18 protein-coding genes are annotated in these 15937 nt (G+C 43.9%); all 18 read left to right on the forward strand.

Annotated features, from left to right (window positions below; all coding sequences use genetic code 11):
* Positions 1 to 17: 17 nt before the first annotated feature.
* The 18 genes from ftsY (at position 18) to topA (ending at position 15899) form a co-directional block, all read left to right on the forward strand.
* Positions 18 to 1007, forward strand: a complete 990-nt coding sequence (gene ftsY / locus G4P54_RS08355; RefSeq protein ID WP_024716081.1) for a signal recognition particle-docking protein FtsY — start codon at positions 18 to 20, stop codon at positions 1005 to 1007.
* A gap of 83 nt (positions 1008 to 1090) precedes the next feature.
* Positions 1091 to 1861 carry a phosphotransferase family protein gene (locus tag G4P54_RS08360; protein ID WP_167873846.1) on the forward strand — a complete coding sequence of 257 codons (771 nt, stop codon included), beginning with the start codon at positions 1091 to 1093 and terminating at the stop codon, positions 1859 to 1861.
* Positions 1862 to 1991: 130 nt separating this feature from the next.
* Positions 1992 to 2324, forward strand: a complete 333-nt coding sequence (locus tag G4P54_RS08365) for a putative DNA-binding protein (RefSeq protein ID WP_167872345.1) — start codon at positions 1992 to 1994, stop codon at positions 2322 to 2324.
* 13 nt (positions 2325 to 2337) lie between these two features.
* Entirely contained in the window at positions 2338 to 3678 is a 1341-nt protein-coding gene (gene ffh / locus G4P54_RS08370; RefSeq protein WP_024716078.1) for a signal recognition particle protein, read from the forward strand.
* A gap of 105 nt (positions 3679 to 3783) precedes the next feature.
* Complete coding sequence (gene rpsP / locus G4P54_RS08375) at positions 3784 to 4056, forward strand: 30S ribosomal protein S16 (protein WP_024716077.1); 273 nt, start codon at positions 3784 to 3786, stop codon at positions 4054 to 4056.
* Complete coding sequence (locus tag G4P54_RS08380; protein WP_032682161.1) at positions 4056 to 4301, forward strand: KH domain-containing protein; 246 nt, start codon at positions 4056 to 4058, stop codon at positions 4299 to 4301. The genes rpsP and G4P54_RS08380 overlap by 1 nt, the downstream gene beginning before the upstream one ends.
* A gap of 119 nt (positions 4302 to 4420) precedes the next feature.
* Positions 4421 to 4807, forward strand: coding sequence for a YlqD family protein (locus tag G4P54_RS08385; protein WP_024716075.1), 387 nt, complete (start codon positions 4421 to 4423; stop codon positions 4805 to 4807).
* Between the two features lie 4 nt (positions 4808 to 4811).
* Positions 4812 to 5336 carry a ribosome maturation factor RimM gene (gene rimM, locus G4P54_RS08390; protein ID WP_024716074.1) on the forward strand — a complete coding sequence of 175 codons (525 nt, stop codon included), beginning with the start codon at positions 4812 to 4814 and terminating at the stop codon, positions 5334 to 5336.
* Positions 5333 to 6064, forward strand: coding sequence for a tRNA (guanosine(37)-N1)-methyltransferase TrmD (gene trmD / locus G4P54_RS08395; protein WP_167872346.1), 732 nt, complete (start codon positions 5333 to 5335; stop codon positions 6062 to 6064). Before rimM ends, trmD begins: the two co-directional genes overlap by 4 nt.
* Before the next feature lie 139 nt (positions 6065 to 6203).
* Positions 6204 to 6551 carry a 50S ribosomal protein L19 gene (rplS, locus tag G4P54_RS08400; protein WP_003220825.1) on the forward strand — a complete coding sequence of 116 codons (348 nt, stop codon included), beginning with the start codon at positions 6204 to 6206 and terminating at the stop codon, positions 6549 to 6551.
* 144 nt (positions 6552 to 6695) lie between these two features.
* Positions 6696 to 7544, forward strand: a complete 849-nt coding sequence (ylqF, locus tag G4P54_RS08405) for a ribosome biogenesis GTPase YlqF (protein WP_167872347.1) — start codon at positions 6696 to 6698, stop codon at positions 7542 to 7544.
* Positions 7545 to 7614: 70 nt separating this feature from the next.
* On the forward strand, positions 7615 to 8382 hold the full coding sequence (gene rnhB / locus G4P54_RS08410; protein WP_167872348.1) for a ribonuclease HII: 768 nt from the start codon (positions 7615 to 7617) through the stop codon (positions 8380 to 8382).
* 29 nt (positions 8383 to 8411) lie between these two features.
* Positions 8412 to 10145: a hypothetical protein gene (locus G4P54_RS08415; protein ID WP_167872349.1), complete on the forward strand. Its 1734-nt coding sequence runs from the start codon at positions 8412 to 8414 to the stop codon at positions 10143 to 10145.
* Positions 10142 to 10423 (forward strand): FlhB-like flagellar biosynthesis protein, encoded by a 282-nt coding sequence (locus G4P54_RS08420; RefSeq protein WP_167872350.1) that lies wholly within the window; start codon positions 10142 to 10144, stop codon positions 10421 to 10423. Before G4P54_RS08415 ends, G4P54_RS08420 begins: the two co-directional genes overlap by 4 nt.
* A 173-nt stretch (positions 10424 to 10596) precedes the next feature.
* Positions 10597 to 11754 carry an ADP-forming succinate--CoA ligase subunit beta gene (gene sucC, locus G4P54_RS08425; RefSeq protein ID WP_167872351.1) on the forward strand — a complete coding sequence of 386 codons (1158 nt, stop codon included), beginning with the start codon at positions 10597 to 10599 and terminating at the stop codon, positions 11752 to 11754.
* A gap of 28 nt (positions 11755 to 11782) precedes the next feature.
* Positions 11783 to 12685: a succinate--CoA ligase subunit alpha gene (gene sucD / locus G4P54_RS08430; protein WP_167872352.1), complete on the forward strand. Its 903-nt coding sequence runs from the start codon at positions 11783 to 11785 to the stop codon at positions 12683 to 12685.
* Between the two features lie 58 nt (positions 12686 to 12743).
* Complete coding sequence (gene dprA / locus G4P54_RS08435; RefSeq protein ID WP_167872353.1) at positions 12744 to 13637, forward strand: DNA-processing protein DprA; 894 nt, start codon at positions 12744 to 12746, stop codon at positions 13635 to 13637.
* A gap of 186 nt (positions 13638 to 13823) precedes the next feature.
* Entirely contained in the window at positions 13824 to 15899 is a 2076-nt protein-coding gene (gene topA, locus G4P54_RS08440) for a type I DNA topoisomerase (protein WP_024716065.1), read from the forward strand.
* Positions 15900 to 15937: the final 38 nt, after the last annotated feature.

The following is a 15937-nucleotide window of genomic DNA, read 5'->3' on the forward strand; positions in this document are numbered from 1 at the left end:
AGGAAAGAGGTTAAAAGATGAGCTTTTTTAAAAAATTAAAAGAGAAAATCACAAAACAGACAGATTCCGTATCTGAAAAGTTTAAGGATGGCCTTGAAAAAACAAGAAACTCCTTTCAAAACAAAGTGAATGATCTTGTATCCCGTTACCGTAAAGTGGATGAGGATTTCTTCGAGGAGCTTGAAGAAGTTCTCATCAGCGCGGATGTCGGTTTTACAACCGTTATGGAATTAATAGACGAGCTGAAAAAAGAAGTCAAACGCAGAAATATTCAAGATCCGCAGGAAGTCCAGTCTGTTATTTCTGAGAAGCTGGTCGAGATCTATAACAGCGGTGATGAACAAATTTCCGGGTTGAACATTCAGGATGGGCGTTTAAACGTGCTCCTCCTGGTGGGTGTAAACGGAGTCGGCAAAACGACAACAATCGGAAAGCTTGCCTATAAATTGAAGCAAGAAGGGAAATCTGTCGTGCTTGCTGCAGGCGACACTTTTAGAGCGGGGGCCATTGAACAGCTGGAAGTATGGGGAGAGCGTACGGGAGTGCCTGTCATTAAGCAGACGGCCGGAAGCGATCCTGCGGCTGTCATCTACGATGCTGTACATGCTGCGAAAGCTCGAAACGCCGATGTGTTAATCTGCGATACGGCAGGACGTCTCCAAAACAAAGTAAACCTGATGAAAGAGCTGGAAAAAGTCAAGCGCGTCATCGAAAGAGAAGTGCCTGAAGCGCCGCATGAGGTGCTGCTTGCCCTTGATGCCACAACCGGCCAAAATGCAATGGCACAGGCGAAAGAGTTCTCTAAAGCAACAAACGTTACCGGTATCGCTTTAACAAAGCTTGATGGTACGGCAAAAGGCGGTATCGTCCTCGCGATCCGCAACGAGCTTCACATTCCGGTGAAACTAGTCGGGTTAGGCGAAAAAGTTGACGATCTCCAAGAATTTAACGCTGAATCGTATGTATACGGCCTCTTTTCAGATTTAGTGGAAAAAGCCGAGGATTAATGAATAAAAACGAGTATAAAATGAACAGTTTTATACTCGTTTTTTTATACGCATTAATAGATCGGAATGGAGGGTGCAGATTGTTGGACAAATGGCTGAAAGCTGAATTGGAAAGGAAGATCGGCGCAATAAAACACATGTCGCTGTTGGATGAACAGGGAGGCACTTCAATCGTTCGTAAACTAGTGTCAAGCCAAGGCGCATTTCTGTTGAAAAGTTCTTCTCAACAGAGATATCGGGAGTGGTTAAGGAGAGAAGCCCTTGTTTTACAAAAGCTTACCGAAACGCATCGTCTGCCTGTCCCTGTTTATTATGGGTTTATCCAAGAACAGCATTCCAGCCATATTGTAATGTCGTTTGAAGATGGCATTACACTGACTTCTGCTTTAAGAAAAGCAAAAGGAGATACTGAAAAGAAAAAGCTGATCAAAAGCTTCGGCCAGTTTCTGCAGCGTCTGCATGAAACCGAACTTGTCCCTGGTTTACAGCCGGAAATAGATTGGCTCGATCTGCAAATGAAACGAGCCGGTGAATATGTCGAAAAAGGACAAGCTGAAGGCAGCGCAGAACTTTTGAAGGAATTGGACCAGCACAGGCCTGTTCCTGTTCAGCAGACAATGATTCACGGTGACTGCACAACTGATAATGTGCTGGTGAGAGACGGAGAGGTCTATCTGTTTATTGATGCTGCGGGAATATCGGCGGGAGATCCACGATATGATGAATCATTAGCGATCAGAAACTTTGTCACAAATGAAGCATTTCTCAATGCTTTTTACGAAGGCTATTGCCGCTATCGCGTATCTAAACAAGAATTCGAGTATTTTAACGGCGGTCTATATGAATTTTTCTGAAAAAACCAAATGAATGTATTATGCAAAAAGAGCAGCATGCTTTGACAAGATAAAAACTTGACAGTCTCAATAAAACCGTGTAAACTAAGTTATCGTAAAGGGATTTGACTTAACAAAGGGGAGAGCTCAAATGACACTCGAAAAGACAACGAGAATGAATTATCTGTTTGATTTTTATCAGTCGTTGTTGACGTCAAAACAGAAGAGCTATATGTCGCTTTATTATTTGGACGATTTCTCCCTAGGCGAAATAGCCGAAGAATATGAGGTTTCAAGACAAGCTGTTTATGATAACATCAAACGAACAGAAGCAATGCTTGAACAATATGAAGAAAAGCTGCTCCTTTTGAAAAAGTTTCAGGAGCGTAAAGAGATGTTTAATAAGCTGAAGGAGCTTGCTTCCGGTTCAAAAGAAGAGGAAGAAATTATAGCTCTGATTGAAGCGCTTGAGAAATTAGATTAGGAGGCGGCAAACTATGGCATTTGAAGGATTAGCCGACCGACTGCAGCAGACGATTTCTAAAATCCGCGGAAAAGGGAAAGTCAGCGAACAAGATGTAAAAGAGATGATGCGTGAGGTCCGTCTTGCGCTGCTTGAGGCTGACGTTAACTTTAAAGTAGTCAAGGATTTTGTCAAAAAAGTAAGTGAACGCGCCGTAGGCCAAGACGTCATGAAAAGTCTGACGCCCGGCCAGCAGGTCATTAAAGTTGTTCAAGAGGAACTGACTGAGCTGATGGGCGGCGAAGAGAGCAAAATCGCCGTTGCCAAAAGACCGCCGACTGTTATTATGATGGTCGGTCTCCAAGGTGCCGGTAAAACGACGACAAGCGGTAAGCTCGCGAATCTGCTGCGCAAGAAGCATAATCGCAAGCCGATGCTGGTTGCTGCCGATATTTACCGCCCAGCCGCAATTAAGCAGCTGGAAACGCTTGGCAAACAGCTTGACATGCCTGTTTTTTCTCTTGGTGATCAGGTCAGCCCTGTGGAAATAGCTAAACAGGCTATTGAAAAAGCCAAGGAAGAACATTATGACTATGTCATTTTGGATACGGCAGGCCGCCTGCATATTGACCATGAACTGATGGACGAACTGACCAACGTAAAAGAAATTGCGAATCCGGAAGAAATTTTCCTGGTTGTCGATTCAATGACCGGTCAGGACGCTGTGAATGTTGCCCAAAGCTTTAATGAACAGCTCGGTTTAACCGGTGTTGTGTTAACTAAGCTGGATGGAGACACACGCGGCGGTGCTGCGCTTTCTATTCGCGCGGTCACAAACACGCCAATTAAGTTCGCTGGTTTAGGCGAAAAGCTTGACGCGTTAGAACCGTTCCATCCTGAACGCATGGCATCAAGGATTCTCGGCATGGGCGACGTGCTGACATTGATTGAAAAAGCACAGGCCAGCGTCGATGAAGACAAAGCCAAAGAGCTGGAACAAAAAATGAGAACGATGAGCTTCACATTGGACGATTTTCTGGAGCAGCTCGGTCAGGTCAGAAACATGGGACCGCTTGATGAGCTTCTGCAAATGATGCCGGGTGCAGGCAAAATGAAAGGCCTGAAAAACATCCAAGTGGATGAAAAGCAGCTGAATCACGTGGAAGCGATTATCAAATCAATGACTGTTCTTGAAAAAGAACAGCCGGATATCATCAATGCCAGCCGGCGGAAGCGGATTGCGAAAGGGAGCGGGACATCCGTGCAGGAAGTCAACCGTCTGCTTAAGCAGTTTGATGAAATGAAAAAAATGATGAAGCAGATGACAAACATGTCAAAAGGTAAGAAAAAAGGGTTTAAGCTCCCTTTTATGTAATCGGTTATACATGATAAAACCATTGTTAAGAAAAAACACTTTACAAACACTTTTATCATTGTTAATATACTATCTTGTTGAAATATTTTCGGAGGTGCTAGTAAAATGGCAGTAAAAATTCGTTTAAAACGTATGGGAGCAAAAAAATCTCCTTTCTATCGTATTGTTGTAGCAGATTCTCGTTCACCACGTGACGGCCGTTTCATCGAAACAGTCGGAACTTACAACCCGGTTGTAAAACCAGCGGAAGTAAAAATCGACGAAGAGCTTGCTCTTAAATGGCTTCAAACTGGAGCGAAACCATCTGATACAGTTCGCAACTTGTTCTCTAGCCAAGGAATTATGGAAAAATTCCACAACGCTAAACAAGGCAAGTAATGACTGATCAACACTTGGAAGATTTGATTGTCCAAATTGTGACGCCGCTTGTTGATCATCCAGATGACATTCGCGTCATAAGAGAAGAAACCGATCAAAAGATTGCGCTGCGCTTATCTGTCAATAAGTCAGATACCGGTAAAGTTATCGGAAAGCAGGGCCGGACTGCAAAAGCGATTCGAACAGCTGTATTTGCAGCTGGCGCACAGTCTTCTAAGAAAGTTCAATTTGAGATATTTGACTAAAAGGGAGAGGGCCGGCACCTCCCCTTTTTTTACACGCAAAAAAAGGGTAAACTGATAGAAGCTTAGGCAAAATAGAAAAGCCTGAGCCAAAAAGTTTTAAAAGCGGGGAGCTTGGTGCGATGCAAATTATTCACCGTGTAGCCGTGATGCAAGTCTTAACTGAGCACAGCAAAGAAAAGCTTTTAGCTTCTTTTACCGAAAAGAAACAAATGCTTGAACGAGAATGCAGCCAGCTCTATTTTCAGCTTAGAAAACATGAAAAAGAACAGCAAAACCCAGACATGATTGAACAATTCAAAAAGGCAATAGAAAAGCGAAAAGATAACATAAAAATAATCGATTTTCAAATTGCTCAAGTACATACATTGCCGCTCGGCAGTGAGATGAAAGAAAAGGAAGTCGATGCGCTGCTAACGATTGAAGCCGGGGATGACTGGCATGAGAAGACAGCAGCAAACACCATCGTCATAAAAGACGGGAAAGTAATTGAAATTCGCCAGAGGTGATCATATGACAAAGCGATGGTTTAATGTAGGCAAAATCGTAAATACGCACGGAATTAAAGGTGAAGTGCGGGTGGTTTCGAAAACTGATTTTGCCGAAGAACGGTACAAGCCGGGCAACACGCTGTATTTGTTTATGGACGGCCGTAACGAACCTGTGGAGGTAACGGTAAACACGCACAGACTGCATAAGCAGTTTCATCTGCTGCAGTTTAAAGAAAGACAAAGCCTGAATGAAGCAGAAGAACTGAAAAACGCAATCATTAAAGTTCCTGAAGAAGATTTAGGAGACCTGAATGAGGGAGAATTTTATTTCCACGAAATCATTGGGTGCGAAGTATTTACCGAGGACGGCGAGCTGATTGGAAAAATCAAAGAAATTTTGACGCCGGGAGCAAATGACGTATGGGTTATCGGCCGAAAGGGAAAAAAAGACGCGTTAATTCCTTACATTGAATCAGTAGTCAAACATATCGATGTCAGCGAAAAGAAAATTGAGATTGAACTCATGGAAGGATTAATAGACGAATGAAAATCGACTTTTTGACGCTGTTTCCCGAAATGTTTGAAGGCGTGCTCAATTCATCGATTCTTCAAAAAGCCCAGGACAAAGATGCGGTGCAATTCCAGGTCGTGAATTTTCGGGAGTATTCTGATAACAAGCATAATACGGTTGATGATTATCCTTATGGAGGCGGCGCGGGCATGGTTCTCAAGCCTCAGCCTGTTTTTGACGCGGTCGAGGACCTGACTGCAAAGGCAGCCGCGGCTCCGCGTATTATCCTCGTTTGTCCGCAAGGTGAGCGTTTTACCCAAAAAAAAGCAGAGCAATTAGCGAAGGAAGAGCATTTGCTGTTTATTTGCGGCCATTATGAAGGCTATGATGAACGTATTCGCGAGCATTTGGTGACGGATGAAATATCTATTGGCGATTTTGTGCTTACGGGCGGTGAGCTTCCTGCAATGATGATTGCAGACAGCGTGGTCAGACTGCTTCCGGGTGTGCTTGGCAAAGAGGCTTCCCATCTTGAGGATTCATTCAGCACCGGTCTTTTAGAACACCCGCATTATACAAGACCGGCAGATTACAAAGGTTTAAAAGTGCCTGAAACACTTCTGTCAGGAAACCATGCGAAAATTAAAGAATGGCGGAATAAAGAGTCGATCAGAAGGACCTATGTCAGGCGCCCGGATCTTTTGAAAGATTATCCGCTTACAGAACAGCAAAGAAAATGGATTTCCGAATGGGAAAAAGAATAGATTTTATTGCATAGGCTATGAAATTGTGATAAGATACTACTTGTGGCTTGAGCGGGCTTATCTGCTGTAAGCTTGAAAACGATGTTCCGCTGTGCCGGGTTTTGTGGCCAAGAGCATCTGTTGGAAGGAGTTGAAAACGATGCAAAAACTAATTGAAGATATCACAAAAGAACAGCTTCGTACTGATCTTCCTGCGTTCCGTCCTGGTGACACTTTACGTGTACACGTGAAAGTTGTTGAGGGTAACCGCGAGCGTATCCAGATCTTTGAAGGTGTTGTGATTAAGCGTCGTGGTGGTGGAATCAGCGAAACGTTCACAGTTCGTAAGATTTCTTACGGTGTTGGTGTTGAACGTACTTTCCCTGTACACACACCTAAAATCGCGAAAATCGAAGTTGTGCGTTACGGTAAAGTACGCCGTGCTAAGCTTTACTACCTGCGTGAACTTCGCGGAAAAGCGGCTCGTATTAAAGAGATCAGACGATAATGATAACGAACGAAAAGAGCTTGTTACCTGTAACAAGCTCTTTTTTTATACAGAATTTGAAAATGCCGGACAGGCATCGTAAAATACATAAATGACAACAAAGAATCATGTATACTGAAGAGATAAAGGCGGTGCTCGTGTCACATGACAATTCAATGGTTCCCGGGCCATATGGCAAAGGCAAGACGGGAAGTAACCGAAAAATTAAAATTAATCGATATTGTATATGAATTGGTAGATGCCAGGATTCCAATGTCATCAAGAAACCCAATGATTGAAGACATTCTAAAAAATAAGCCCCGGATTATGCTGTTAAACAAAGCGGACAAAGCAGATGCAGCAGTTACAAAGCAATGGAAAGAGCATTTTGAGAACCAGGGGATCCCCTCTCTGTCCATTAACTCTGTAAACGGCCAAGGCTTAAATCAAATTGTGCCAGCGTCAAAAGAGATTCTCAAAGAAAAATTTGATCGGATGAGGGCGAAAGGTGTGAAGCCGAGAGCGATTCGCGCTTTGATTATTGGCATTCCAAACGTCGGAAAATCAACGCTCATCAACCGGCTGGCAAAGAAAAACATAGCAAAAACGGGAGACAGACCTGGTATCACGACTTCTCAGCAGTGGGTCAAAGTCGGAAAAGAACTAGAGCTCTTAGATACACCGGGGATTTTATGGCCTAAATTTGAGGATGAGCTTGTCGGCTTGAGGCTCGCAGTTACCGGGGCTATTAAAGACTCGATTATCAACCTTCAGGACGTGGCAGTGTTTGGCCTTCGTTTTCTCGAAGAACACTATCCTGAACGTCTGAAAGAGCGCTACAGCCTTGATGAGATACCAGAGGACATTGCGGAGCTGTTTGATGCAATTGGTGAAAAGCGCGGCTGTCTCATGAGCGGAGGGCTCATTAACTACGATAAGACGACTGAAGTCATCATTCGCGATATCCGCACTGAAAAGTTCGGCAGGCTGTCATTTGAACAGCCGACTATGTAAAGGCGCGCAGAAATGCGGGTCTTTATTTTTTCCTGACCCAACCGATACATACAGTAAGGGAGAAGAGAAAGTGAATACATTAACCGTAAAGGACATTAAAGACCGTTTGCAGGAAGTCAATGATGAACAAGACCCATTCCTTGCCCAATGTGAAAACGACCCGAGAAAAAGCGTTCAAACGCTTGTAGAGCAATGGCTTAAAAAAAAGGCGAAAGAAAAAGCGCTGAAAGAACAATGGATCAATATGACTTCCTATGAAAGACTGGCAAGAAACAAAGGATTTCGCTTGATTGCCGGTGTTGACGAAGTCGGCCGGGGGCCATTGGCTGGACCCGTTGTTGCCGGCGCCGTCATCCTTCCAGAGGAATGTGAAATACTTGGGCTGACAGACTCCAAAAAACTTTCAGAAAAAAAGCGTGAGGAATATTACGAGCTTATTATGAAAGAAGCGCTGGCGGTCGGAATAGGAATTGTAGAAGCTTCTGTTATTGATGAAATCAATATATATGAAGCTTCCAAGATGGCCATGGTGAAAGCGATACACAATTTGTCAGATACACCTGATTATTTGCTTGTTGACGCAATGACGCTGCCGCTCGATACGAATCAGTTATCAATTATAAAAGGTGATGCCAAAAGCGTGTCAATTGCGGCAGGTGCGTGTATCGCAAAAGTAACGAGAGACCGAATGATGAGCGCCTATGCCCAAACCTATCCCATGTATGGTTTTGAAAAAAATAAAGGCTATGGGACAAAAGAACATTTGGAGGCTCTTGCCGCATACGGCCCAACTGAACTGCACCGCAAAACTTTCGCTCCTGTTCAATCGTTCAGATAAACCCATGGACAAGGAGGCACTTTTTTTAAATGAATATACGGAATGATGTGCAAAAGGCGCTGCAGCACCTTTTTAGAAATACTGCAGTCCCGCAGGAGACATCAACTATCAGCGAAGCGCTAAATGGGGAGAAGCGTCTCCTTTTAGGAAAAGTGCTTCGTTTATTAGGAGACCAGCACGCGCTGATCCAAGTCGGAAATCAAACGATCCAAGGAAAACTTGAAGCCCAGCTTCGTCCTCAAGCATACTATTGGTTTTCCTACGAAAAAAAAACGGCAGAACAGACAGGCCGTCTTCAGGTCGTTCAAAGCTTTGAGCAGACTCCCAAAACCATTCAGGATGCAGCTGGCAAGCTGTTAAATGCCATGTCAATGAAACCGTCAAACGCTGCTCTAATGATGACTGGAGCGATGCTGAAAAGTAAAACACCCGTAACAGAAAATGATATCAAAACAGCTGTCCGCTGGATGGATACGCTGCCTGCGCCAGACGCAAAAAAAGCGATTGAAACGGTTCTGTTCGCTTTAAAGCGTGAGCTGCCCATTCACCCCGAGGTTTTGAGCGGTGTTCATGCTGTGAAATCGCCTGTTCCGCTGCATCAGCACGTATCCCAGCTGCTTCAGGCAATCAACGAAAGCCCTCAGCAGAGCCCGATGATGGCAAAGCTGAAAGAAGCCGTTACGGCACTTTTTAATAGTGAAATTGAAGTTCATGCAGAACGCCTGATCGAAAAGCTTATTTCTCTAACGGACAATACTAAAGCATCTTCTTCAGGCCCTACAGCTGGAAACAGGGAAATTAGCGCACCAGCAAATTCTCCCGGGAAGGCCGGCTTACCTCTTGCAAACCGCACAGAGGAACAGAGAAGCATACAAGGAGAGCCTGTTAAAACAGCAGCAGATATTCCAATCAAAGAAGCCCGGCAGCTGCTGGCAAAGCTGACGGAAACAGCTGAAAAAAACAGTCTCCAAATTGTGAAAGAAGCGGCAAATTGGATGAAAGCGGCGACTGCTTCATCGGGCGATAGCAAGTCACCAGAAGCCTCGGCTGTTTTACAGGCGGCACAAGTTACAGATCAGGAAGCCGAAGTCTTTTTAAAGGCTGTTCAGCAGACAGCGCCTCATTTGGCGGATAAGGCGGATGTTCTTTCTTTCTTATCCAAAGTGAAAATGGCAATCGGCGCAAGGGACGAGCTTGCGTTCATTAAGGCGTTAGAACAAGGAAGCGAAGTGACACCTGACGATTTACAATCCATCAAGCTGGCTCTTCATGCCGCACGAGCGTCGCAGGAGGTAGCAGAACCTGTCAAACAGGAAGCCGATCAGCTGTTTCATAAATTAAACGGCCAGCTTTTCATGCAGCAGGACCATCCGTCATACAGCCAAATTGTAATGTCATTTCCGCTATTTTCGAAGTCAGGAGTACAGGACATGACGGTTCTGTTTAAAGGTAAAAAGGAGGCGGATGGAAAGCTTGACCCATCCCATTGCCGCCTTTTGTTTTTGCTTCAGCTGGATACGTTAAAAGAAACCGTCGTTGATTGCTTGATCCAGCAAAAAGTCATGACGATTACAATTGAGACTGATTTCGAGCTTCAGGCTGCGATTGATCCGATGGTGCCCGCGCTTAAACATGGTCTCAAAGAAATGGGCTACAGCCTTTCGGGAGTAAACGCTAAAAAAAGGATTCACACCGAAGAAAAGGCTGCAATCGATCAATATATAACAAGCATCAGTGATCAGGAAGTGGATGTGAAAATATGAAAGAGCAGACGCCCATGAGAAAAGCAGTGGCTCTCCACTATGACGAACAAAAAGACAAGGCGCCGAAAGTGATTGCCACAGGAAAGGGCCATGTAGCCGACAACATTATCAAAGAAGCGAAAAAGGCAGGGGTCCCGATTCAAGAAGATCGGACCCTTGTCGAATTAATGCGCCATTTGACTGTGGATGATCAAATTCCGGAAGCTCTTTATGAAACAGTAGCCGAAATTTTTTCGTTCATTTACAGACTGGACGAAAGTGTAAAAAACAAAAAATAGCTAAAATATTCCCCATCCTCTTATTGAAATTTATGTTTTCAATAAAATAAAAGTTTGAATGTTTAGAAGGATTTAAAGATTTTGCATCGAACTCTAGACAATTCTTCCAGTATTATTATAGAATGAAAGCGCAGTCTATTTTAGTTTTGTTACATAAGTTAGGAGGATGGGAAATGAATATCCATGAGTACCAGGGAAAAGAAGTCCTCAGAAAATATGGGGTATCTGTTCCTGAAGGTAAGGTAGCTTTTACAGCAGAAGAAGCAGTTGAGAAAGCTAAGGGCTTATCCAGCTCAGTTTATGTCGTAAAGGCTCAAATTCATGCTGGCGGTCGAGGCAAAGCTGGTGGGGTAAAAATAGCAAAATCAGCAGACGAAGTGAAAGCGTATGCCGAAGAACTCTTAGGGAAGACCCTAGTTACACATCAGACGGGTCCGGACGGCCAAGTAATAAAACGCTTACTTATTGAAGAAGGCTGCGATATTAAAAAGGAATACTATGTCGGGCTTGTGCTTGACCGTGCTACGTCCAGAATCGTTCTGATGGCTTCTGAGGAAGGCGGAACGGAAATTGAGGAAGTAGCGGAGAAAACACCGGAAAAAATCAAAAAAGCTGTTATTGATCCGGCTGTCGGCCTCCAAGGCTATCAAGCCAGAGAAATTGCATTCGCTATTAATATTCCAAAGGAGCTCGTGGGAAAAGCTTCTAAATTTATGCTTGGACTATACAAAGCGTTTGTTGAAAAAGACTGCTCAATTGCCGAAATCAATCCGCTCGTTGTCACTGGTGACGGAAATGTGATGGCGCTTGATGCGAAATTGAATTTCGACAGCAACGCGCTGTACAGACAAAAGGATATTCTGGAGTACAGAGATTTGGATGAAGAAGATCCGAAAGAAATCGAAGCGTCCAAATATGACCTAAGCTACATTTCTCTTGATGGAAATATCGGCTGTATGGTAAACGGCGCGGGACTTGCAATGTCCACTATGGATATTATCAAGCATTATGGAGGAGAACCGGCCAACTTCCTTGATGTGGGCGGCGGTGCAACCGCAGAAAAAGTCACGGAAGCATTTAAAATCATTCTTTCTGATCAAAACGTTAAAGGGATTTTTGTCAACATTTTCGGCGGCATTATGAAATGTGATGTCATCGCAGAAGGGGTTGTTGAAGCGACAAGACAAGTCGGTTTGACATTGCCGCTTGTCGTCCGTCTTGAAGGTACAAACGTGGATCTAGGGAAGAAAATCCTTAGTGAATCAGGATTAAATATTACATCTGCGGAATCAATGGCTGACGGCGCGCAGAAAATCGTATCCTTAGTTTAGGAAAGAATGAAAGGCAGGGGACCAGATAATGAGTGTTTTTATTAATAAAGATACAAGAGTTATTGTACAAGGGATTACAGGTTCTACCGCTTTATTTCATACGAAGCAGATGCTCGAATACGGCACAAATATCGTAGGCGGTGTAACACCAGGAAAAGGCGGAACTGAAGCGGAAGGTGTTCCTGTATTCAATACAGTGGCTGAAGCCGTTCAAACGACTGGCGCTAATGCGTCTGTTATATATGTGCCGGCACCGTTTGCAGCTGATGCGATTATGGAAGCGGTAGATGCGGAGCTTGATCTCGTAATTTGTATCACAGAGCATATTCCGGTTTTGGATATGGTGAAGGTCAAACGCTTCATGGAAGGCAAAAAAACGAGACTGATAGGGCCGAACTGCCCTGGTGTCATCACGCCTGAAGAATGTAAAATCGGCATTATGCCTGGATATATCCATAAAAAGGGTCATGTAGGCGTTGTATCGCGTTCAGGAACATTAACATACGAAGCAGTGCACCAGCTGTCTGAAGCGGGCGTAGGACAATCTACAGCTGTCGGAATCGGCGGCGACCCTGTAAATGGCACAAACTTTATTGACGTTTTAAAAGCGTTTAACGAAGATCCTGACACACACGCTGTGATCATGATTGGTGAAATCGGCGGTACTGCTGAAGAGGAAGCAGCAGAGTGGGTAAAAGCCAACATGACAAAACCGGTAGTCGGTTTTATCGGCGGTAAAACAGCACCTCCAGGGAAGCGCATGGGGCATGCAGGCGCCATTATTTCAGGCGGAAAAGGGACAGCTGAAGAAAAAATCAAAACCCTTAATGCATGCGGAATCGAAGTGGCAGAGACCCCTTCTGTAATGGGTGAAACCTTAATTAAAGTGCTGAAAGAGAAGAACTTGTTCGAAACGTGTAAAACGCATTAAAAAGAAGGGACAGCCGTCAAGGCTGTTTCTGCTTTTCTGTCAAAAGGAGGTCAAAATATTGGATCAGGCCGCTGCCTGTTTAATGATTTGCAGAATCAATCAATTATTATCCCCATCCCTACTATTAAAATGGTGGAAAGCTGATCCATCTATGTCGCTGACATCACCTGTGTTAGAAACTGTTACTCGCGGTAAAATAAAGGCATCTGCATTAAAAAACAAAATAGAAGGATATTATCCAAAGCTTCAGCGTCTGCTTGATGCTTACCATAAGCAAGACATTAACCTCATCCCGATTTCTTCAGAGCGATATCCTATCTGGCTGAAAATGATTTATGATCCCCCCGTTGTCCTGTTTGCTAAGGGTGATATGACCCTTCTTTCGAAAGGGAGGAAAATTGGAATCGTAGGAACTAGAAGACCAACAGCTTACGGGATACAAGTTGTCAATCATCTTACAAAAGAGCTTTGCCGTAAAGATTGGGTGATTGTCAGCGGACTGGCGTCTGGGATAGATGGAATGTCCCATGCTGCAAGTATTAAGGCGAAGGGGCGGACAATCGGCGTCATTGCAGGCGGATTTCAGCACATTTATCCCCGGGAAAACCTTCAGTTAGCAGATCACATGGCTACACATCATATCCTTCTGTCAGAACATCCACCTGAAACGAAACCCCAAAAATGGCATTTCCCTATGAGAAACCGAATCATCAGCGGACTAAGTGAAGGCATAATTGTCGTGCAGGGCAAAGAAAAAAGCGGTTCGCTGATTACTGCGTATCAAGCACTCGAACAAGGAAGAGAAGTATTTGCAGTACCCGGTTCATTATTTGACCCTTACGCCGGAGGTCCTATAAAACTGATCCAGCAGGGGGCTAAAGTGATATGGTCAGCAGAGGATATTTTCGAGGAGCTTCCCGAGAGAAACGTTCAATATACGGAACCCTTTTGAATTATCGTTTGACAAACGGCATTGTAATATTTAATAATAGTGAGGATTTGAAGTTGCATATTGTTTTCTATTTAAATAATGACGTTCATCATAAAGAATGAAATGTTGAAAGCCAATTAAAGACAGCTGCAAAACCAAAATTTAAATAATTGAAAAGAGAGAGAACACCTCTTGAGGGGGATGAAAATGTCTGATTATCTAGTCATCGTGGAATCGCCCGCTAAGGCGAAAACGATTGAACGTTACTTAGGTAAAAAATATAAAGTGAAAGCATCAATGGGACATGTCCGGGATCTTCCGAAAAGTCAAATGGGAGTTGACATAGAACAGAATTTCGAACCGAAATATATTACCATTCGAGGCAAAGGGCCGGTATTAAAAGAGCTGAAAACGGCTGCGAAAAAGGCCAAAAAAGTGTATCTCGCAGCTGACCCCGACAGAGAAGGGGAAGCGATTGCATGGCACTTGGCACACAGCCTTGATTTAGATCTCAATTCAGACTGCCGAGTAGTGTTTAATGAAATTACAAAAGACGCCATTAAGGAATCGTTTAAGCATCCCCGCATGATCAATATGGATTTAGTGGATGCACAGCAGGCGAGACGTATTTTAGACAGGCTTGTCGGATACAAAATCAGTCCTATCCTCTGGAAAAAAGTCAAAAAAGGGCTTAGCGCAGGCCGCGTGCAATCCGTTGCCCTTCGTTTGATTATTGACCGTGAGAAAGAAATTAACGACTTTAAGCCAGAGGAATATTGGACGATTGACGGTACGTTCTTAAAAGGGCAGGAAACATTTGAAGCGAGCTTTTTCGGAAAAAACGGCAAAAAACTTCCTTTAAATAGTGAAGCCGATGTAAAAGACATTCTTTCTCAGCTTAAAGGCAATAAATATACAGTTGAAAAAGTAACGAAAAAGGAACGCAAGCGTAATCCGGCCCTGCCTTTTACCACTTCCACCCTGCAACAGGAAGCGGCGCGCAAGCTCAATTTCAGAGCGAAGAAAACGATGATGATTGCACAGCAATTATATGAAGGAATCGATCTTGGAAGAGAAGGAACTGTCGGTCTGATTACGTATATGAGAACGGATTCAACCCGTATTTCAAATACAGCGGTTGATGAAGCAGCAGCTTTTATTGATCAGGCATACGGCAAAGAGTTTTTAGGCGGCAAACGAAAGCCTGGGAAAAAGAATGAAAATGCCCAGGACGCTCACGAAGCCATCCGTCCGACATCAGTTCTCAGAAAGCCAAGTGAATTAAAAGCAGTGCTTGGCAGAGATCAGCTGAGATTGTATAAATTAATTTGGGAGCGCTTTGTTGCCAGCCAAATGGCATCAGCTGTTCTCGATACAATGAGTGTCGACCTGACAAACAATGGTTTGACATTTCGTGCGAATGGAAGTAAGGTCAAGTTTTCCGGCTTTATGAAGGTATATGTTGAAGGAAAAGACGATCAACTGGAAGAAAAAGACCGAATGCTGCCTGACTTAAAAGAAGGCGACACGGTATTATCAAAAGATATAGAACCGGAGCAGCATTTTACCCAGCCGCCTCCGCGTTATACTGAGGCACGGCTCGTTAAAACTCTTGAAGAATGCGGAATCGGCCGTCCTTCCACATACGCTCCGACGCTTGATACCATTCAGCGGCGCGGCTACGTGGCTTTGGATAATAAACGCTTTGTTCCGACTGAACTGGGACAGATCGTTCTTGACTTGATCATGGAATTCTTCCCTGAAATCATTAACGTTGAGTTTACAGCGAAAATGGAGAAAGACCTTGATCATGTTGAAGAAGGCAATACCGAATGGGTCAAGATTATTGATAACTTCTACACCGATTTTGAAAAACGCGTCAAAAAAGCAGAATCAGAAATGAAGGAAGTTGAAATCGAACCGGAATACGCAGGAGAAGATTGTGAATTGTGCAGTTCTCCAATGGTATATAAGATGGGCCGATACGGTAAATTCTTAGCTTGCTCCAACTTCCCGGACTGCCGGAACACAAAACCGATTGTAAAACAAATCGGCGTGAAGTGCCCGAGCTGCGGTGAGGGAAATATTGTTGAGCGAAAATCGAAAAAGAAACGAGTTTTTTACGGCTGTGACCGTTATCCGGAGTGCGAATTCGTTTCCTGGGACAAACCAATTGAACGAAACTGTCCGAAATGCGGAAAAATGCTGGTCGAGAAAAAACTCAAAAAAGGCATACAAGTCCAATGTGTGGAATGTGATTATAAGGAAGAACCACAGAAGTAGCGGTGAGCAGGGTCTTGCTCACCTTCTTTGTGTGTTAA

The organism is Bacillus tequilensis (genome assembly GCF_012225885.1).
Taxonomy (GTDB): domain Bacteria; phylum Bacillota; class Bacilli; order Bacillales; family Bacillaceae; genus Bacillus; species Bacillus tequilensis.